Annotated in this window: 19 protein-coding genes; 12 read left to right on the top strand and 7 right to left on the bottom strand. The window is 67.1% G+C overall.

The annotated features are described in order from the left end of the window. Window positions 1-9: 9 nt before the first annotated feature. The 5 genes from A9974_RS21230 to A9974_RS21210 all read left to right on the top strand — a co-directional run bounded on the left by A9974_RS21230 (window position 10) and on the right by A9974_RS21210 (window position 4,915). The gene (locus A9974_RS21230) at window positions 10-1,341 is read left to right on the top strand and encodes a hypothetical protein (protein ID WP_183006154.1); all 1,332 of its coding nucleotides are present in this window, start codon (window positions 10-12) and stop codon (window positions 1,339-1,341) included. Window positions 1,342-1,343: 2 nt separating this feature from the next. Next, entirely contained in the window at window positions 1,344-2,153 is an 810-nt protein-coding gene (locus A9974_RS21225) for an alpha/beta fold hydrolase (RefSeq protein WP_220806064.1), read from the top strand. A gap of 83 nt (window positions 2,154-2,236) precedes the next feature. Continuing rightward, on the top strand, window positions 2,237-3,382 hold the full coding sequence (locus tag A9974_RS21220; RefSeq protein ID WP_183006152.1) for an aromatic ring-hydroxylating dioxygenase subunit alpha: 1,146 nt from the start codon (window positions 2,237-2,239) through the stop codon (window positions 3,380-3,382). 13 nt (window positions 3,383-3,395) lie between these two features. Next, window positions 3,396-4,007 carry a LysE family translocator gene (locus A9974_RS21215; protein WP_183006151.1) on the top strand — a complete coding sequence of 204 codons (612 nt, stop codon included), beginning with the start codon at window positions 3,396-3,398 and terminating at the stop codon, window positions 4,005-4,007. Window positions 4,008-4,015: 8 nt separating this feature from the next. Further along, window positions 4,016-4,915 (top strand): alpha/beta fold hydrolase, encoded by a 900-nt coding sequence (locus A9974_RS21210; RefSeq protein ID WP_183006150.1) that lies wholly within the window; start codon window positions 4,016-4,018, stop codon window positions 4,913-4,915. 79 nt (window positions 4,916-4,994) lie between these two features. On the opposite strand, the gene A9974_RS21205 is transcribed toward A9974_RS21210, so the two are convergent. Continuing rightward, window positions 4,995-5,810 (bottom strand): sulfite exporter TauE/SafE family protein, encoded by an 816-nt coding sequence (locus A9974_RS21205; protein ID WP_183006149.1) that lies wholly within the window; start codon window positions 5,808-5,810, stop codon window positions 4,995-4,997. Between the two features lie 106 nt (window positions 5,811-5,916). Here A9974_RS21205 and A9974_RS21200 point away from each other — a divergent pair, with 106 nt between their 5' ends. After that, window positions 5,917-6,681, top strand: coding sequence for a helix-turn-helix transcriptional regulator (locus A9974_RS21200; RefSeq protein ID WP_183006148.1), 765 nt, complete (start codon window positions 5,917-5,919; stop codon window positions 6,679-6,681). Window positions 6,682-6,728: 47 nt separating this feature from the next. Further along, complete coding sequence (locus A9974_RS21195) at window positions 6,729-7,901, top strand: NAD(P)/FAD-dependent oxidoreductase (RefSeq protein ID WP_183006147.1); 1,173 nt, start codon at window positions 6,729-6,731, stop codon at window positions 7,899-7,901. A gap of 60 nt (window positions 7,902-7,961) precedes the next feature. On the opposite strand, the gene A9974_RS21190 is transcribed toward A9974_RS21195, so the two are convergent. Then, a complete protein-coding gene (locus A9974_RS21190) occupies window positions 7,962-8,606 on the bottom strand; it encodes a hemolysin III family protein (protein ID WP_183006146.1) in 645 nt (214 codons plus the stop codon). Between the two features lie 281 nt (window positions 8,607-8,887). Between A9974_RS21190 and A9974_RS21185 the strand changes: the two genes are divergently transcribed. From A9974_RS21185 to A9974_RS21175, 3 genes are all read left to right on the top strand, one after another. Then, window positions 8,888-9,070 carry a hypothetical protein gene (locus A9974_RS21185; protein WP_183006145.1) on the top strand — a complete coding sequence of 61 codons (183 nt, stop codon included), beginning with the start codon at window positions 8,888-8,890 and terminating at the stop codon, window positions 9,068-9,070. A 307-nt stretch (window positions 9,071-9,377) separates the two neighbouring features. Continuing rightward, window positions 9,378-10,379 carry a PHB depolymerase family esterase gene (locus A9974_RS21180; RefSeq protein WP_255468273.1) on the top strand — a complete coding sequence of 334 codons (1,002 nt, stop codon included), beginning with the start codon at window positions 9,378-9,380 and terminating at the stop codon, window positions 10,377-10,379. Window positions 10,380-10,635: 256 nt separating this feature from the next. Next, window positions 10,636-11,148: a DUF1993 family protein gene (locus A9974_RS21175; protein ID WP_183006144.1), complete on the top strand. Its 513-nt coding sequence runs from the start codon at window positions 10,636-10,638 to the stop codon at window positions 11,146-11,148. A 77-nt stretch (window positions 11,149-11,225) separates the two neighbouring features. On the opposite strand, the gene A9974_RS21170 is transcribed toward A9974_RS21175, so the two are convergent. Then, a complete protein-coding gene (locus tag A9974_RS21170; protein ID WP_183006143.1) occupies window positions 11,226-11,729 on the bottom strand; it encodes a VOC family protein in 504 nt (167 codons plus the stop codon). Between the two features lie 135 nt (window positions 11,730-11,864). Beyond that, the gene (locus tag A9974_RS21165) at window positions 11,865-12,233 is read right to left on the bottom strand and encodes a DUF1428 domain-containing protein (RefSeq protein WP_183006142.1); all 369 of its coding nucleotides are present in this window, start codon (window positions 12,231-12,233) and stop codon (window positions 11,865-11,867) included. A gap of 171 nt (window positions 12,234-12,404) precedes the next feature. Here A9974_RS21165 and A9974_RS21160 point away from each other — a divergent pair, with 171 nt between their 5' ends. Beyond that, a complete protein-coding gene (locus A9974_RS21160; protein ID WP_183006141.1) occupies window positions 12,405-13,379 on the top strand; it encodes a GlxA family transcriptional regulator in 975 nt (324 codons plus the stop codon). Window positions 13,380-13,421: 42 nt separating this feature from the next. Here A9974_RS21160 and A9974_RS21155 read toward each other — a convergent pair whose 3' ends face one another. Both A9974_RS21155 and A9974_RS21150 read right to left on the bottom strand, forming a co-directional pair. After that, window positions 13,422-16,127: an autotransporter outer membrane beta-barrel domain-containing protein gene (locus tag A9974_RS21155; protein WP_183006140.1), complete on the bottom strand. Its 2,706-nt coding sequence runs from the start codon at window positions 16,125-16,127 to the stop codon at window positions 13,422-13,424. A gap of 181 nt (window positions 16,128-16,308) precedes the next feature. Further along, a complete protein-coding gene (locus A9974_RS21150; RefSeq protein WP_183006139.1) occupies window positions 16,309-17,355 on the bottom strand; it encodes a transporter in 1,047 nt (348 codons plus the stop codon). A gap of 151 nt (window positions 17,356-17,506) precedes the next feature. On the opposite strand from A9974_RS21150, the gene A9974_RS21145 reads away from it, so the two are divergent. After that, on the top strand, window positions 17,507-18,454 hold the full coding sequence (locus A9974_RS21145) for a Dyp-type peroxidase (protein WP_183006138.1): 948 nt from the start codon (window positions 17,507-17,509) through the stop codon (window positions 18,452-18,454). 1 nt (window position 18,455) lies between these two features. Here the strand turns inward: A9974_RS21145 and A9974_RS21140 are convergent, their stop codons facing one another. Next, complete coding sequence (locus A9974_RS21140; protein ID WP_183006137.1) at window positions 18,456-18,902, bottom strand: SRPBCC family protein; 447 nt, start codon at window positions 18,900-18,902, stop codon at window positions 18,456-18,458. Window positions 18,903-18,948: the final 46 nt, after the last annotated feature.

Raw genomic sequence — 18,948 nt, 5'->3', positions numbered from 1 at the left:
AGGATTTGAATGACTACCCTCGAATTGCAAGAGCATCCGGCAGACGTGTCGTCCGAGGCCCAGGGCACGGGCATCTGGCAAAAGACCGGCACCTTCCTGAATGAGGCGGCGGGCGTGCATGCCCGGCACCTGGTCCGCGTGCTGGACCGCTATACCGTCGAGCCCGGCGCCGTGGCCTCGCGCCTGCCGCCGAACCGCACGCTGAACACCTGCTGCTTCTATCCCGAAACCGAACCCACCCGCGTCATCCCGATGAACGTGGATGCGGACCTGGCGGTCAAGCTGCGCCGCGAGCTGCGCCTGCAGGCCAAGGTGGCGGGCAGCTTTTCGGACACCTCGGTGGGCACCTATTTCCCCTTGTCCACCATGTTCGAGAACAGCGCCTTGTTCATCCCGTCGGCCAAGCGCTTTTACGACCGCAACCAGGACAAAGTGCTGGAGAACTTCCCGCTGGCGGCCACCACCGTGGTCAACGCCTTCGTGGTGCCCAAGGGCAAGAAGCCCTATGGCACGCACTCGGCCAGCGGTATTGCCCTGCAGATTCCTTCGCTGGTCAAGAAGGGGCTGGGCTTTCCCAAGCACTACAAGAGCTTTCACACGGCCCTGACGCCCACGCCGCTGACCCGCCAGCCCTTCGTCATCTTCGAGGACGCCGAGGTCGAGGCGCCCAACCTGAACTTCGTCTACATGAAGATGCTGGACATGGACCTGGACCCGGACGAGCGCGCGGCCGTCGACAAGGCGCTGTACCTGTACACCGAAGGGCTGCTGTCCGAGATCGACCTGCCCACGGTGCGCGATTTCCTGATGGCCAAGTACTGGGAAAAGAAGTACGCCGACAAGCCGTCGTCCGGCTGGTTCTGCGATTCCAAGGTGGGCCAGGCGCTGTTCTTCGACAACTACCGCGCGCACGCCGACAGCACGCTGCCGCAAGCGACCGAAGACCGCGTCACCATCGACTTCCGCTGCTTCTCCAAGGTGGAGTATCCGGCCGGCATGACCAGCGGCCTGGACTTCATCGTCGATCCCAAGGAACGCGCCTACCAGACCAAGCGCAAGCGCGCCGGCATCGAATTCCTGCTGACGGCGCTGGGCTACCACGACATCGACGAGTTCCTGCGGATGATCTTCGGCACGCCCTACGGCCACATCAACCCGTTCGAGCTGCTGACCGATCTGCAGTTCGGTGTCTACAACAAGACGAAGCACCATCTGCTGGACCAGAACCTGGACGCGCACTACGAGCGGGTCGAGCGCCTGTACGAAAAAATCGAGCGGGACGGCGAATATGTGCTGCCCGAACGTGCCCGCCAGTGCCTGGCCGCCATGGCAGGGAGCTGACCATGCCAGACGCCCGGCAAGACCCGGCCTTCGCGGCCATCCTGGACAAGTACTTCGCCATCACGCGGGTGCCTTACGACGAATTCACCCGCGCGTTCCTGCGGCGCTGCCAGTCGTTCTCCGTCAAGGCCAACGACGGCGTCTACAAGTACTACCGGCGCGGCGACGGGCCCACCGTGTTGTTGGCGCACGGCATCCACAGCCATCTGGGCAGCATGGTGCCGCTGGCCGAGCAGTTGCTGGACCGCGGCTACGAAGTGGTGCTGTTCGACATGCCGGCGCACGGCGAGGCCGCCGGCAACGGCACCGATCCGGTCCAGGTGCGGGATTTCATCCGCAAGGTGTGCAGCCGGGCGGGCGACATCCATGCCGTCGTCAGCCATTCGCTCGGCGGCCTGTGGGCCTTGTCGGCCTTGCAGCAGGGCGTCAGCGTGGATGCCTTCGTGTCGATCTCCACCCCGTCCACCAGCCGCTTCCTGGTCGAGAAATTCGTCCAGCTGAACCAGCTGGGCGCCGAGGTCGAGACGGCGCTGTGCGACGAACTGCAGCAGCGCTACGGCGCGGCGCTGTGGACGGACCACTCGCCGCGGCACATCGTCGGCCATTTGAACGTGCCCGGCCTGGTCATCCATGGCGGCGCGGACGACTTCGTGCCGCCGTCGCATGCGGATGAACTGCACCAGGCCTGGCCCGGTTCCACCCTGGAGATCGTCGATGGCGCGGGCCACTTCGAGATCCTGGGCCTGTCCGCCGTGGGCAAGCGGGTGGTGACGTACCTGCAGGACCTGCCGGTGCACACCGCCGCGGCGTGACGCAAAGGGCCCCGGGGCGCCTTTTCGGGGCGGCGCCCAGGGGCCTCTCCACCAGACGTTTTTTACAGGAAACGGGATCTCTGATGAAACATGCGACTCAAGTAGAAACCCTGCGGAAAATGTTCAAGCTGCGCGAAGTCGATCGCGACGAGGACATGCTGGGCAAGGTAGTGCAGGTGCCGGCGAGCGTCTATATGGACAACGGCATCCTGGAACGCGAGCTGGCCACCGCCTTTCGCGACTACCCCCTGGTGGTGGGCGCGTCGGCCCAGGTGCGCGAGCCGGGCTCGTATCTGCTCAGTCCCTGGGACAAGCTGCCTTTCGTGGTGGTGCGCGACAAGGCGGGCGTGCTGCGCGCCTTTCTGAACGTCTGCCGCCACCGCGGCGCGCGCCTGGTGTCGGGCAACGAGAAAGAACTGAAGTTCTTCACCTGTCCCTTCCACGGTTGGGTCTACGGGCTGGACGGCGCCTTGAAAGGCGTGACCAAGCCGTACAACTTTCCGGACATGGACTGCCAGCAGCACAACCTGGTGGAACTGACGGTGACCGAGCGGCTGGGCATGATCTGGCTGCACCCCACGCCGGGGGCGGCGATCGACCTGGACGCCAGCCTGGGCGCCGAAATGCGTGACGAAATGGACGGCTTCAAGCTGGGCGACATGACCCTGCACAGCCGCAAGGTCAGCACACTGAACGCCAACTGGAAGCTCTTGATCAAGACCTACCTGGAACGCTATCACGTGCCGATCCTGCACAAGAACACCATTGCCCCGGTGTTCGAGAAGGGCGTGATCGCGCACTTCGAACACGGCCTGCACATCCGCATCGCCGCGGCCAAGACCAACCTGATGGACGCGGCCGGCGTCGATCCGGCGTCGTGGCGCATCCTGGACTACGCCTCGGTGTTCTACACGCTGTTCCCCAACACCTTCCTGATCAACCACGCCAACATCGTGTCGCTCAACGCGTTCTATCCCATCGCGCCGGACAAAACGATCTGGACGCACGACATGCTTTATCGCGACGCCGACTACGCGGGTGAGGAAGGGCAGGCCACGCTGGCGCAGCGCTTCGGCAACATCGACGCGGTCTTTCACCATGAAGATTTCGGCATCGTCGAAGGGGTGCAGGCGGGGTTGCAGTGCGGCGCCAACGCGCATCACACGCTGGGCCTGGAAGAAGGGCTGCTGGGCATGTTTCAGCACAACATCGACCGCGTGCTGACCTGACCATAGGTGTTCCATGAGCGGCATCGATTTCGTCTTCGTCCTGGGCACCGCCGTCATCCTGTTGACGCCGGGGCCCACCAATACGCTGCTGGCGGCGGCGGGGCTGGCGCAGGGCGTGCGGCGGGCGGCGCCGCTGGTCGCTTTCGAGCTGGCCGGTTATCTGGTCGGCATCACCGCGTGGGGCTTGTTCCTGGTCTCCGCGCAGGCGGTCTATCCCTGGGTGGGCATCGTGGTGCGCGTTGCCAGCAGCGTCTACCTGGCCTATGTGGCGGTCAAGATCTGGGGCGCCGCCAGCGCCCAGGCCACCGCGCGCAAGGCGCCGATCGGCCCGGCTGCGCTGTTCGTGGCCACGCTGCTCAATCCCAAGGGGCTGGTGTTCGCCTCGACGCTGTTCCCGGCGCATTCGTTCGACCGCCTGCAGACGTACATCGGGTCGATCCTGCAGTTCGCCTGCCTGCTGGTGCCCATCGCGTTCATCTGGATCAAGTTCGGCGCGGCGCTGGGCGGGCAGCGGTCCCGCTTCATCAACCCTGAAAACCTGCAGCGCACCGCAGCCTTGGTAATCGGGGTATTCTCGGTATCGATTGTTGGGTCCGCCGTTCGCTTGTCACTGCTACCAGGATAAAACGACGTATGACGACTGAAAACAAGATCTCCGTTCCCGCTTCCGCCGGCGACGCCGGTAAGGCGAGCAAGCCTCGCAAAAAGCCGTTCATCGCCAGCGTCATCGGCGGCGTCTTCGGTTTCGCCGGCACCGTGGCGCCCGACCTGACCGCCCGGCTGGTCAAGCGCCTGATCTTCACGCCGACTCGTCTCAAACCCTCGGAACCCGGCCGCAGCATCCTGGGCCAGGCGCGGGTCGATAAGCGCTCCATCGACGGCCAGACCGTTTACCACTACGTGTGGGGCGACGCGGGGCCGCGCATTCTGCTGGTGCACGGCTGGGGGGGCGATGCCGCGCAGATGACCGCCTACGTCGAACCGCTGCGTCAACTGGGCTATCAGGTCGTGGCCATCGACATGCCCGCGCACGGCCGGTCCACCGGCAAAAGCGCGTCGGTGCGGCATTTCGAGCCCTGCGTGGCCAACGCGGCCCGGGTCTATGGCGAATTCCACGGCGTGATCGCGCACTCGCTGGGCGCGGCCGCCGTGACCTTCGCAATGTCGCGCGGCTTCTCGGCGCCGCGCGCGGTGTTCCTAGGCCCGGTCAGCCGCTACGACAGCGTGTGGGAATACTCGCGCCGCATGATGAACCTGCCGGCCAAGGTCATGCCCCGCGTCGTCAAGCACGCCCAGGATTGGCTGGGCATCACCTTCCCCGAAATGGAGCCGGCGCGGCTGGCGCCCGCGATGTCGACGCCGCTCTTGATCATCCACGATCGCGGCGACCGCGAAAGCCCCTTCGACGACGCGGCCGTGCTGGCCGCGGCCTGGCCGGGCGCCGAATTGGTCGCCACGGAAAAGATGGGCCATACCCGCGCGCTGCGCGATCCCGCGCTGGTCACGCAGGTGGTGGCGTTCGTGACGAAATAGCAGGCCGGCAGGCGCCCCGCCCCGCGCCTGCGCGCCGCGGCGAGGGCCTGTGCGAGGCGCATTCTAGTGGGAACAGGCCCTAGGCCAGCACCATGCTCAACATCACCAGCGCCAGCAGCGCGATGTAGACGCGAGCATGCAGCCGGTCCGGAATGCGCGGAATCAGCGGCGCGGCCAGCCGGATGCCCGCCAGCGACCCCAGCGCCAACGCCGCGAAGGCCAGCAGGTCCACATAGCCGACGATCCACGGCGCCAGCGGCGCCGACAGTTCGCGCGCCGCCGCCATGTACGCCAGCGTGCCCACGATGGCCACCGGCAAGGTCAGCGGATTGGCCATGGCCGCCGCCTTTGCCATCGGCAGGCCGCGGCGCCGCAGCAGCGGCACGGTCATCACGCTGCCGCCCACGCCCAGGAAGGTGGCGATCGCGCCGATCACCACACCGCCGCCCACGATCACGCCCTGGCCCAGCGGCTGCGCGCCTTGCGTATCGGTATGCGCGAGGAAGCCCTGGCGCAGCAGGCAATCCAGGATCGTCACGCCCAGGTAGGCGATGAAGGCATAGCGCACCAAGTCGCCGCTGGCCGAAGTGGCCGCCCAGGCGCCCAGCAGGGCGCCCACGCCGATGAAAGCCGCCAGCGGCCAGACGTAGGCGCGCACGATGTTGCCGTTGCGCTGGTGCTTGCGGGTGGCGGCGATGGAATTGACGATCATCACGCAGGTGGATGTGGCGACCGCGATGTGCATCGCCGCCTGGCCGATGGCGTCGTTGGCGCCATGGGTGGCGGTCAGCACGCCATACAGCACCGGCACCACCACGAAGCCGCCGCCAAAGCCGAACAGCACCGTGGTGACGCCGCTCAGGGCGCCGAACAGCGCCAACACGACATACAGCATGTCTTTTCGCCTCCTTGCTGAGTAAAACGCCACGATAGGCCGGCGGGCGGTGGCTTGCTTTCGAGGATTGGACAATAATGTTCGTGTTTCGGCCAAACCCTCGCCCATGCGCAATACCCATATCGACCGGCACGACCAGCTGGACCGCGCACTCGTCGCCATCGGCAACGACTATCCGCCCGGCCATCTGCTGCCGGCGCACTCGCATCGCCGCGCCCAGTTGCTGTACGGCGCTACCGGCGTCATGCACGTGGTGACACGCGACGGCAACTGGGTCGTGCCGCCGCAGCGCGCCGTCTGGATTCCGGCGGGCGTGGCGCACCAGGTGCGCATGCAGGACGTCAGCACCCGCAGCGCCTATCTTGAGCCGGGCACGGGGCGCGCCAGCACGGCCTGCGAAGTGGTCGAGGTGTCGCCGCTGCTGCGCCAGCTGCTGCTGGAAGCGGTGGATATGCCGCCCGAATACGATCTGGTCGGGCGCGACGGCGCCTTGGCCGCGCTCTTGCTGCACGAGGTGGCACGCGCCCCGGTGCTGCCGCTGCACATCCCGCTGCCGCGCGACAAGCGCCTGGCGCCGCTGTGCCGCGCCTTCATTGCCGCGCCCGACGTGCGCCAGACGCCGGAATCCTGGGCCGAGCGCCTGCACATGAGTCCGCGTACCTTCAGCCGGCACTTTCGCCAGCAGACCGGCATGGCGTTTTCGGAATGGCGCCAGCGCGCCTGTGTGGTGCTGGCCCTGGCCCGGCTGGCCGCCGGCGCGCCGGTCACGGCCATTGCCCTGGACTTCGGCTATCAAAGCCCGGCGGCCTTTTCCACCATGTTCCGGCGCGTGCTGGGGCGGCCGCCCACCGGCTACCTGCGGCCGCAATAGGCCACATTGCTACTATGCCGGCACCTTCCGATCTACACGCCAAGTTCATGTCCGCCACGCATTCCCCCTTATCCATCGGCATCGCCGGCGCCGGCAGCGCGGGGCTGGCGACCGCGCTGGCCCTGGCCCGCGCCGGGCATCAGGTGCGGGTGTTTGAAAAGCATCAAGGCTTCACCACGCTGGGCGCGGGCCTGTTGCTGCAGCCGCCCGGCGTGCGCGGGCTGCGGGCGCTGGGGCTGGACTTCGCGGCGCTGAACGTCGGCGCGCCTATCGACCGGCTGCTGGGCCTGTCGCATCGTGGCTGGCGCGTGGTGGACATCGACTACGTCGGCGACGGCGCGCGCGCCGTTAACCGCGCCGCGCTGGGCGGCGTGCTGTTCGACGCGGCGCAGCGCGCCGGCGTGCAGTTTTCCTTCGGCTGTCCGGTGGAACGTCTCGGCATCGAGCGGGGCCGCGCCCAGGTGCGCCACGCGGGCGGCGAATCAAGCTTCGACCTGTTCGTGGTGGCCGACGGCGCGGCGTCGGCGCTGCGCGAGCAGGTCGGCATGGCCGCCAGGTCCAGCGTCTATCGCTGGGGCGCCTTGTGGGGCCAGTTCTGGGTGCCCGAATGGGCGGGCGCGTCGCAGCTGTTGCAGCGCTTTGCCGGCACCCGCGAAATGATGGGCCTGTTGCCGACCGACGTGGGCCCCCAGGGCGTGCGCCTGTCGCTGTTCTGGAGCATCCGCCACGACGCCTTGCCGGCCTGGCGCGCCGCGCCCATCGAGGCCTGGAAGGCGCGCCTGTTGCAACTGTGGCCCGACGCCGAACCCGTGGTCAGCCAGATCCGCGCGCATGACGACCTGGCCGTGGCGACTTACCGCCACACCTGGCCGCGGGCCCTGGCCCAGGGCCCCTACTGTGCGGTGGGCGATGCCGCCCACGCCATGAGCCCGCAACTGGGCCTGGGCACCACGCTGGCCGTGCTGGACGCCCTGGCGCTGGCCGCCGCGGTCACCCAGCACGGCGCGCAGGAAGGCCCCGCGCGCTACGCCCGCCGCCGCCTGATGCCGTCGCGCCTGTACCAGACGCTGAGCCGCGCGCTGACGCCTTGCTTCCAGGCGTCCGGCCCCGGCCTCTGGCGCGACCTGGCCTTTGCCGGCAGCCTGCTGGTGCCGGGCGTGCGCGGGCTGATGAAGCGTGGCTTGCTGGCGATGCCAGAGGCAAGGGCGGGACGCGGCTAGCGGCGGACGCAAAAAAGCACCCGGCGGGGTGCTTTTTCGTGGAGCGGTCCGTCGTGGCCGTTATGCCGCGTACCACAGCACCGCGAAGAAATGGCACACCGTGCCCGCCAGCACGAACAGATGCCAGATGAAGTGGCTGTAGCGCCAGCGGTTGTCGAACACGAAGAACACCACGCCGCCCGTATAGGCCAGCCCGCCCGCCACCAGCCACCACAGGCCGCCCGTGGGCACCCGTTCGAGCAGCGGCTTGACGGCGATGATGACCAGCCAGCCCATGGCGAGGTACAGCCCGGTGGAAATGGCCGGGCGGTTCAGCTTCTTGCTGGCCTTCAGGCCCACGCCCAGCAGCGCCATGGCCCAGACCAGCCCGAACAGTGTCCAGCCCCAGGGCCCGCGCAGGGCGCCCAGCGCGAACGGCGTGTAGGTGCCGGCGATCAGCAGGTAGATGGCGGAATGGTCCAGCACGTTGAACAGGCGCTTGGCCCGGTTGTCGGGCAGTGCGTGGTAGATGGTGGACGCCAGATACAGCAGGCACATGGTGGCGGCGAACACCGCCGCGCCGGCGATGAAGGCGGCATCGCCCTGGCGCACGGCCGCGACGATCAGGATGGGGGCGGCGGCCAGCGCGCCAGCCGCGCCCAGGCCGTGGCTGATGGTATTGGCGATTTCTTCGCCCAGGGTCTGGCGGCGGTCGTTTGGGAACATGGTTTGCTGAGGCAGATACCGAGAGTGAAACCTAGGGTTTCTACCATAGGCGTTTTCGGCCTTTGCCTCAAGCGGCGCCGGTCCACGGGGTAGAGGGCCTTGATCTGGTGCAAATCCCCGGCTGCGCGGCCGTTCAAAATGCTGCGAGGTTAAGTTACTGTGTGATACATTTCACACGCTCATTCATCTGCCCACAGAGGCGGCGCCTGGGCGACTTCTTTGCGTCAACGACGGGCATCGCATCCGGCGTACCCGCACACACTCTTGAAGGGGAGGCACTTATGATTCCGGCAATTGGCCTGATGGTTGGGGCTTACATCGTCACTCGCATGACCGCGACGTTGACCCGACCCGATACCAACAAAGTCGTCAAAGTGCTTTCGATCATTACCATCGTGGTGGCGCTGGTGTCCTGTCTGGACCTCTTGACCAGCAGCGCTGCGATCCAATCCGGCCGGTTCTGACCCGGGCGGGTTCCAGTGCAATGGCGTCCGCTTCCGGCGGATGCGGCAGTCGGCGGGCCGCAGGGTGCGGCCAGGTGGTTTTCAAACGTCGTCGTGGAGTTCAAAGAGGTTTACTGGCCGAGGCTAGGGCCTGCCAGCGTTAAAAGGAGCCCCGCATGGACACCCAAATGAGCGCCTATCAAGGCGCGAAGCGCACTCGTGGCAGCCCCCCGGCGAGCATTAGGCCCTGATGATGCCGCGCAGTTTCACCCGCTTGTTTTTCAACGCTGCAAAAAAAATCAGCAAACTCCAGCGCGCGGCGTTGCGCATGGCTGCGCCCAAGGCGGCCCGCAAGCGCACCGCGTCCGCGCGCCAGGCCGCCGCCGCGCGGCAGGCGGCCAAGACCGCGGCCACCGCCGCGTCCAGCCTGGGCTCCGGCCGCTGGGAGGCCTCACGGCAATTTTCCGATGCGCGCGGCCGGCGCCTGACCTTTGCCCGCTATACCCCGCCCGGCGCGCCGCGCCAGAGCATGCCCTTGGTGGTGATGCTGCACGGATGCCGCCAGACCGCGCTGGGGTTCGCGCAGGGGTCGCGCATGAACCAATGGGCCGACGCCGGCGGTTTCATGGTGCTGTATCCGCAGCAATCCATGACCCGCCAGGTGCAGCGCTGCTGGCGCTGGTTCCAGCCCGACGCCGAGCACGGCGGGGCCGACGCCGACCTGATCGCGGCCTTGATCCAATCCGAAGTGACGCGCCACGGGCTTGACGCCGAACGCGTCTATATCGCCGGCCTGTCGGCGGGCGCCTGCATGGCGGCGCTGGTGGCGTTGCGCCATCCCGCCCTGATCGCCGCGCTGGCCATGCACTCGGGGCCGGTGGTGGGCGATGCGCACACCGCCGCGGCTGGCCTCGCCACGATGCGGCGCGGATCGGTCAAGCCGCTCTTGCCGCTGGTGCAAAGCGTGGCCGATCCCGCCGTCTTTCAACTGGGCATGCCCGCCATGATCCTGCAGGGGCAGATGGACCCGGCCGTGGCGCCGCGCAACGCCAAGCAATTGTTCGAGCAGTTCCGCGCGCTCAATGGCCTGGGCGCGCAAGACCTGCCGGTCGAGCGCGTGCTGGGCCTGGGCACCGAGAAGGCTTATCGCCGCGTCGACCTGCTGCGCGGCCGCAAGACGGTGCTGCGGCTGTGCGAGATCACCCGGGTCGAGCACGCCTGGAGCGGCGGCGACGCCTCGGTGCGCTACCACGCCCGCAGCGGGCCGGACGCCTCGGCGCTGATCTGGCGTTTCTTCCAGGGGCAACGCCGCGTGGCCGCCGCGCCGTAGCGGTTGCCCGCTGTAGCCGCTGACGCCCTGCATACGCTGCTGCGCCGTAGCCGCTGCTGCGCTGCACCGCGACGCCGTGGTCGCGTGCCGGCCGGAACGGCGCTATCGTTGACGGCGTGATTGTTCCGGAATCGAGGATGGAGTTGTCGCGGCCACCGCCGCCGTTTGACGGCGCCCGGCGCTAACATCGCCGCACGCCTGGAAATCCGGGGCCGCTTCGGGTCCTGGCCTGGCAAGTTCTACGGAAAAAAACATCATGTCCCTGTCCATGTACCAGGCCTCCGTGCCTCTGTTCATTCGCGGCCTGACCGTGCTGGCGTCGCTGCTGGAAAAGGGCGCCGCCCACGCGGCCGCCGCTGGCATCGATCCGGCCGAGCTCATCAACGCCCGCCTGGCGCCCGACATGTACCCGCTGTCGGGCCAGGTGCAGCGCGCCAGCGATGCGTCCAAGTTCGCCGTGCAGCGCCTGTCGCAAGTCGAATCGCCCAAATTCCCCGACGAGGAAGCCACCTTCGAGCAACTGCAAAGGCGCATCGCCGACACCATTGCCTATCTGCAATCGGTGTCCGCCGACAAGCTGGACGACGCCGGCACCCGCAAGGTCACGCTCAGCTTTGGCGAGTTCAAGCCCGAATTCCAGGGCGACGCCTACCTGCTGACCTTCGCGCTGCCGAACTTCTACTTTCACGTCACCACCGCCTACGGCATCCTGCGCCACGCCGGCGTGCCGATCGGCAAGATGGATTTCCTGGGGCCGTACCCGGCCTGATTAACGGCTCGAAAGCGCGGTGCCGCGAACCGGCCGGTGTTCTCCAGCCGATTCGCGGGGCTGCGCTTCCCGCCGGATCAGCCTTGCTTCTGCGCCTGATCGCCGCAGCCGCTCATGTCGCCCATTTTGGCCATGTTCCGCTGGATTTCCTCGGGCGTCAGGTCTTCCTTGTGGGTCGCGATGGACCAGCGATGGCCGAATGGATCCACCACCTGGCCGTAGCGGTCGCCCCAGAACATGTCCGCCGCCGGCATGGTCAGCTGGGCGCCGGCCGCCACCGCCTGCTTGAGGGCGGCGTCCACGTCCTGCACATACAGGTGCAGCGTGATGGGCGTGCCCTTGAGCGCCTTCGGGCCCAGGCTGCCCCATTGAGGGAAATCGTCCATCAGCATCATCACCGAATCGCCGATGCGGATGGCCGCGTGCATCACTTTGCCGTCGGGGCCGGGCAGGCGCGTCAGCTCCTGGGCATTGAACGCCTTCTTGTAGAACGCGATCGCGTCCGACGCGCCTTCACAGATGATGTGCGCGGTCAGCGTGTGCATGCCGTCGGGAATCGCCTTGCTAGCGGGGGTTGCCATGGTGTGTCTCCGAAAGTGGGAAAGCGCTTCGATTGAAATCCTGGGGACAGGTCCGGCCCCGCTTGCGCGGATCGGCCTGTCCTTGTCCTACGACGAACGGGCGGCGCCGGAATCGACAGGCCGCCCGGAATTTTTTTATTTCTTGGCCGTCTTGCCCACCAGGGTGGCAAAACCGCCCCAGCACATGCGCTTGAAATCGAACACGCCCTCGCAGGACATCTCCGTCAGGCGCGGGTCGGCCATGACCTTGGCGTTGATGCGGTCGCGGTCGGCCTTGCTGGCGAACGCGATCCATGAGAACACCACGGTTTCGCCTTCGCGGGCGCCGGCGGCGGCCGTGAACGAGCCGAAGCCTTCGCCGTCGATGTCGTCGGCCACGCATTCGCGGAACTCCAGCGCGCCGTATTCCAGCCAGATCGAGCCGGCCGTTTCGGCCAGTTTCCGGTACGCCTCGATGTTGGCCTTGGGCACGCTCAACAGGTAACCGTCTATGTACTGTTCCATCAGATGCTCCTTCGCTTCGTGTTGTTTTATGCGCTTGCCGCAAGCCCGCTGGTCACTGCGGCCACCGCCGCCGATATCGTCATCGACAGGTGTCACTGTATCGGGATACGGGCGGCTTTCAGATAGGCGATTGCGACATCTTCAGGGTGGATTGCGACAAGCGGCAGGCGTATGCTTGGCGGCATGAAAAACATCGCCTTTTTGCTGCCTGCCGGCACCAATATCGCCTCGCTGGAAACGGCCCGGCACGGCTTTCTGGTGGCCAACGAATTCCTGGTGGCGCACGGGCGCGAACCGCGCTTTTCTGTACGCACCCTGGCCGCCACGCGCCAGGTCAGCCTGGATGATGGCCGCATCACGGTGCAGGCCGACCTGGTGCTGGATGAGGCGCAGGGCATCGACATCTGCATCGCGCCGCCGCTGCTGGGCGCGGTGTCCGACGTGGTGCTGTCCAATCGCGAACTGATCGACTGGCTGGCGCGCCACTACCGCAACGGCGGCGAGGTCGCCAGCCTGTGCATGGGGGCGGCGCTGCTGGCCGCGGGCGGGCTGCTGGACGGCCAGCAGGCGGTGGTCCATTGGGTGGCGCGCAACCTGTACGCCAGCCTGTTCCCATCCGTCGAATGGACCAGCGATCGTGTGGTCATGTCCGACAACGGCATCTACACCAGCGGCGGCGCGTTCTCGGCCGCGCACCTGGTGCTGCACCTGATCGAAAAATACACCGACCGCGACACCGCCATCTGGTGCGCCAAGTACTTCCAGCTCGACTGGAGCCGCCAGAGCCAGCTGCCGTTCTCGGTGTTCATGGGGCACAAGTCGCATGCCGACCAGGTGGTGCGCGCGGTACAGGACGAAATCGAAACCCGCTATACCGAAAAGATCACCGTCGAAGACCTGGCTGACCGCCACGCCATGGGCCGCCGCACGCTGGAACGGCGCTTTCGCCAGGCCACCGGCAACAGCATCGTTGAATACGTGCAGCGCGTGCGCGTCGAGGCCGCCAAGAAGCGCCTGGAAAGCTCGCGCAAGAGCGTGGCCGAAGTCATGTACGAAGTCGGCTACAACGACACCAAGGCGTTTCGCGACATCTTCAACAAGTACTGCGGCATGTCGCCCGTGGGCTACCGCGAACGCTATCAGTGAGTAGGATTTCCATGCCCGCCCCGTCCGGCGCCGAACGCGCCGCTACCACGCCCACCTGACCCCGACGCTGCCGGACACGCTGCGCTGGCGTTCGCCGCCCAGGTTGGTCAGCCCGCTGGCCGCCGCGTACAGGCTGGTCGACCTGCCGACCAGCGCGGCCACGCCCAGGTCCACCTTGCCCGCCGTCTGGCCGACGGTGGCGCCCAGCACCGTGTCGCCGCCGAAGGTGGTGCGGTCGTTGTCGCCGAAGGTGCGCAGCACGTTCAGCCGCACATACGGCTGCCAGCTCACGCCCGATGATTCAAAGCGGCCCAGCAGCCGCAAGCCCGCGCGCGCCAGATAGGTGTTGCCGCGATTGAAGCCCACCGTCGAGATGCCGTCGTCCAGGTTGTTGAACGACAGGCGCTGCCAGACCAACTGCGCCTGCGGTTCCAGTTCGACGTTGCCGCCCAGCGGGATCGGCAAGCCGGCCTCGGCGGACCCGGTGATGGCGCGCCCGTGCGTCGTATCGCCCAGGCCGTCGCGCGACCGCGGCTTGGCATCGAGCGTGCTGCCCATCAGCACCACGTCGGTATACCAGCCGCCGGGCCCGATATGGGTCCAATAGGCGCCCAGGCTGTAGGCATTGACGGCCAGGTGGCCGGCGTTCAGGCCGTTCACGCCCAGCGCGAAACCGTTGACGTCGCCTGTGGCCCGCGCAAAGCCGGCGAACAGGCCGAAGCGGTTCTGGTGCCCGCTGTCGCTGACGGTGGCGTAGATGTCCTGCCCGGCCTGCATGCCGAAAATCGTGCCCTTGAATTGCGGGTTGGCATCGCCGCTTTGAGTCAGGGTGTCGTGGCCGCCCCAGCCGCGGGCCCAGGCGGCTGGCAGCGTGCCCGTCTGGGTCAGCTGCGACTGCGCGCCCTGGCGTTCGTGAAAGCTGCCCAGCTGCTGGATGCCAAGCTGCCGCGCCACGCCGGGCAGGGCGGCATACACCGGCACTTCCGGCCGGTACAGAACGATCGGGTCCGAGCCCGGCGGGGGCGGTTCGGGCAACGGCGGTGTGCCGATGGCCGGGTCGGGCGGGTCGATGCCGCCGTCCACCGCTGTCACGCTGCTGCGCAGATACCAATTCTCGGCAGTGCCTGCCGTGACGCCGCCATGCGAAAGGTAATACTGGTAGGCGCCGGCCTTTACCGGGCCGGCCAGCATGAAGGCGCCGGGCGAGGTGGTCGCGCCGTTGGCCGCTTGGATCACCTGGATGCCGTTGGATGCCGTTTCCGCGCCCGGGCCGCCGATGTTGGTGATGCGCAGCTGGGTTGACCCGGTTGCCGTGCCGCCGTTGATCACCAATTGGTCCGACGGCGCGCCGTCGCCGCCCAGGTAGGTATTCAGCGCCATGGCGCCGTTCTGTCCGGTGTAGCTGTTGACGTTCAGGCGGTTGCCCACGCCCGTGCCGCCCAGTTGCACCAGCCCGGCGTTGGTCAGCGCGCCGTTGATGGTGAAGGCGCCGTTGCCCGATCCGGCCAGCGACGGCGTGGCGTTGGCCGCGGCGACGGTGCCGTTGTTGGTCACGGCGCCGTTGACTGTGCCGTAGCCGCCCAGCGTCGTGCCCGCGTCGACTTGCACGGGGGCGTTCAGCACGCTGGCCACGTTCAGCGTGCCGCTTTGCACATAGGCCTGGTTGAACGTGCCGCTGCCGGTCCAGTTCCACAGCGAGCCTTGCATGGTCAACGTGCCGAAATTCAGGAAAGGATTGGACGCCGTGCCGGTGCCTTGGAACGTCAAGGTGTTGTTGCCGTTGCCGCCGTCCGCGTTGCCGTTGATCACCGAGCCGGTCTGCAGGATCAGCGTATTGTGGCCGTTGCCCATGCTGATCGCGGTGCCAACGCCGCTTTCCACCAGGCCCGCGTTGATGATTGTCGTGTTGCCGTTCAGGGTGCGGATGCCCGAGCCGTTCTGGCTGATGATGCGGCCGCCGGCGCGGTTCTCGATGGTTGCCGTGAAGCTGGAGCTTACCGAGTTCGACAGCACGGCATCTGGCGATCTGCCGGTGTTCGTGCCGCTGGCGGTAATCGTGCCCGAGTTCACCAGCAAGGCGTTGTTGCCCTGCAGGTAGACGGTCTGGCTGGAACCGCCGCTGGAGGCCAGCGTGCCGCTGTTGATGATTGTGCCGTTGCCACTCAGGATCGAGGCCGCGCGGGCGTTGCTGCCGGACGTCGATACCGAGCCGGTGTTGATGATGGTGTTGTTCGTCTGCCCCTGCGTACTCTGAATCCAGACGGCGGACATGCCATAGGCGAAGGGGCCGGCCGTGGTGATTATGCCGTGATTGATCAGCGTATTGCCGCTGCCATTGGCCGCCATGCCATCGTTGAACGTGCCGGTTGTGGTTAGGCTGGCGCCAGCGGTGTTGGTGATCTGGTTGCCGTTGCCGACGCCCAGCAGCACCGCGCCACGTGCACTGGCGCCGCCACCGCCGCCCGTCAGCACGAGCTGGCCGTTGTTGCTGATCGTGCTGTTGGCCTCGACGCTGATGCCCACCGGGTTGACCGCGCGCGTGAAGCTGCTGGTGGCGGTGTTGTCGATGTTGACGGTGACGCCGGTGCTGCCGGGCTGCGCCGTGACCGGGGCGATGCCCGCGCCGGAGCAGGTCACGGTGACGCCGCTGGCGGGCGTGGGGTCGCTGCAGGCCGCCATGGCGGGAGGCGCTAGCGCGCAAGACAGGAGCATGACGCTGTGGGCACCTCTACCGATGGCTTTCTTCATGGGCAACGTCCTTTAACGGGAAACACGCCTCTTGCAAGAATGGCTCGACTTATAGCACCGTGGATTCTCATTTGCGGGAATTGGTAGCAAATGATTGCGTTTTTTGCGCCGCAGCAGCGACGCCGCGCAAGGGCTGATGGAGGCGGACTGGGGCGGCCGGATGCCCGAGTCGGCGGACGCGTCAGCCCCCGCCGCGCCGCCGGCGGAATGCCCACCACGCCACCAGCGCCGTGAACGCCGCGACCAGCAGGCAGATGATCCAGAAGCCGTGGTGGTCGTCCGACAGCGGAATGCCGCCCACGTTCATCCCGAACAGGCCGGCCATGATGTTGATGGGCAGCGCCAGCACCGTCACCAGCGTCAACGTGAACAGCGTTCGGTTGTTCTGTTCGTCCAGCCGCGCCGTCATCTCTTCCTGCAGCAGCTTGATGCGTTCGACCAGCCCGGCCATGTCGCCCAGCACCACCGAGAATTCCTCGGTGGATTCGCGCAACTCCTGCACATCGCGCGGGCGCAGCCAGGCTGGCGGGCGAGCCAGCAGGCGGAACACCGAGCCGGGCTCCGGGGCCAGCGTGCGTTGCAGGCGCACCAGTACCCGGCGCGTGGCCGCGAGATCCAGGCGGCCTGGGCCGCCGCGCGAAGCCAGGAAATGGTCTTCGATGCCGTCCACGTCCACGCTGGCCTTGCGCACGATCTCCATCATCAGGTCGGCCTGGTCGCGCATCAGGTGCGCCAGCAGTTCGGCGGGCGACTGGAACGGCTCGCCGCGGCGCACGTGCTCGCGCAGCCGGTCCAGCGACCGCAGCGGCTTGCGGCGCAGCGTGACCAGCAGTTGGCGGTGGGCGCAGACCCACAGCGTCGATACCTGGGCAGGGGTGCGGTCGAAGTCGAAGATGACGTCATTGAAGACCGCCACCAGCGCGCCTTCCTGCTGCTCGATGCGGGTCGAATGGGCGTCATCGCCGAGCATGGCGATGAAAGTGTCTGGCAGATCCAGGTGGGCCTGCAGCCAGCGCACGCAGCCGGCCTGGGACAGGTTCAGGTGCAGCCAGACGAAAGCGCCGTCTTCCGGGGCCTCACCCGGCGCTTCGCTGGCGCGGCGTTCAAGCAGGTCCGCGACCGCCGGCGGCGCGATTTCGGCGGCGGCGCCGCCTGCGGCGAACCGGAATGCGCAGATCAGGCCGGAAATGTCGGATTGGTAGTCGGCCGCTGCCGCTGGGGTCGTCATGATGCGCGATGGTGACGCCAAACCATGACAGTTCGGAGACAGTTGCCGCTGTCCCGGATCGCGGCGGGCCGCCATGCGCTATATTTCAAACGCCTTTTCCTTGCCTGGCCCCGTTTGTTCTCCTGGCCGCTACCCGCTACCGCAGAATCCCATGCCCGAAAAACCCGTCGAACCGCAAGCCGTCCTCAGCCCCAATGCCCGCTACGCGATCTTCCTGGTCGCTACGCTGAATCCCGGCGCCGAAAACGCCGCCACGGTGCGCGCCTGGTGCGAAGACGTCGCCGCGTTGACCCGCACGGTCGGCACCCGCGCCATCGCCGCCGACCTGTCCTGTATCTGCGGCTTCGGCTCGGCCGCCTGGGACACCCTGTTCGGCGCACCCCGTCCGGCCTCGCTGCATCCGTTCCGCGAGTTCGGCAGCGGCGAGCGTGTCGCCGTGTCGACGCCGGGCGACATCCTGCTGCACATCCGCGCCGAATCCATGGACGCCTGTTTCGAGCTGGCCACGCTATTGGTGGCCGGCCTGGGGTCGGCGGCCAAAGTGGTTGATGAAGTGCACGGCTTTCGCTATTTCGACCGGCGCGCCATCATCGGCTTTGTCGACGGCACCGAAAACCCGCAGGGCTTCGAGCTGGCCGACTTCACCCTGATCGGCGACGAAGACGCGCCATTCGCCGGCGGCAGCTACGTGCTGGTGCAGAAGTACCTGCACGACATGACCGCCTGGGAGGGGCTGTCCACCGAACAGCAGGAACTCATCATCGGCCGGCGCAAGCTGACCAACGTCGAACTGGCCGACGACGTCAAGCCGTCGTACTCGCACAGCTCGCTGACCACGCTGGACGAGGGCGGCCAAGAGGTCAAGATCCTGCGCGACAACATGCCGTTCGGCCGCCCGGGCTCGGGCGAATTCGGCACCTACTTCATCGGCTACGCGCGTTCGCCCGCGCCGATCGAGCAGATGCTGGAAAACATGTTCGTCGGCCGGCCCGCCGGCAACTACGACCGTTTGCTGGACTACAGCCGCGCCGTCACCGGCGGGCTGTTCTTTGCGCCGTCGGCCGAAATGCTGGAAGCGCTGGCCGAACGCGAGGGCTGATTCAGTCCGGAATCTGCGGTTCCACCAGCCGCATCAGCTGGGCCAGGGATTCCTGCCAGCCCAGGTAGCACATCTCGGTCGGGATCACGGCCGGGATGTTCTCCTGCACCACGGTCATCTCCGTGCCGCAGGACACTTTACGCAGCGTGATCGTGGTCCGCATCTGCCCCGGCAGGTTAGGATCGTCGAACGCGTCCGTGTACTGGATCTTCTCGTTCGGCACCAGTTCCAGGTACTTGCCGCCGAAGTCGTGGCTATGGCCGGTGCCGAAATTGCGGAACGACATCCGGTGCGAGCCGCCCACCTTGGCGTCCAGCTCGTGGACCTGGCAGGTAAAGCCATACGGCGGCAGCCAGCGCGCGACGGCGTCGGGCTCGAGAAAGGCGCGGTAGATGCGGTCGGGGGCGGCGCGCAGCACGCGGTGCAAGGTTACGGTTCCTGTCGTCATGGTGATTTCGCCTTGTAGGGAAATGGGGGGATGTACTGGCACGACG

Source organism: Achromobacter sp. UMC71, from assembly GCF_014170305.1.
In the GTDB taxonomy this organism is placed as follows: Bacteria; Pseudomonadota; Gammaproteobacteria; order Burkholderiales; family Burkholderiaceae_B; genus Achromobacter.
This window is presented reverse-complemented; position numbering and strand designations above follow the sequence as displayed.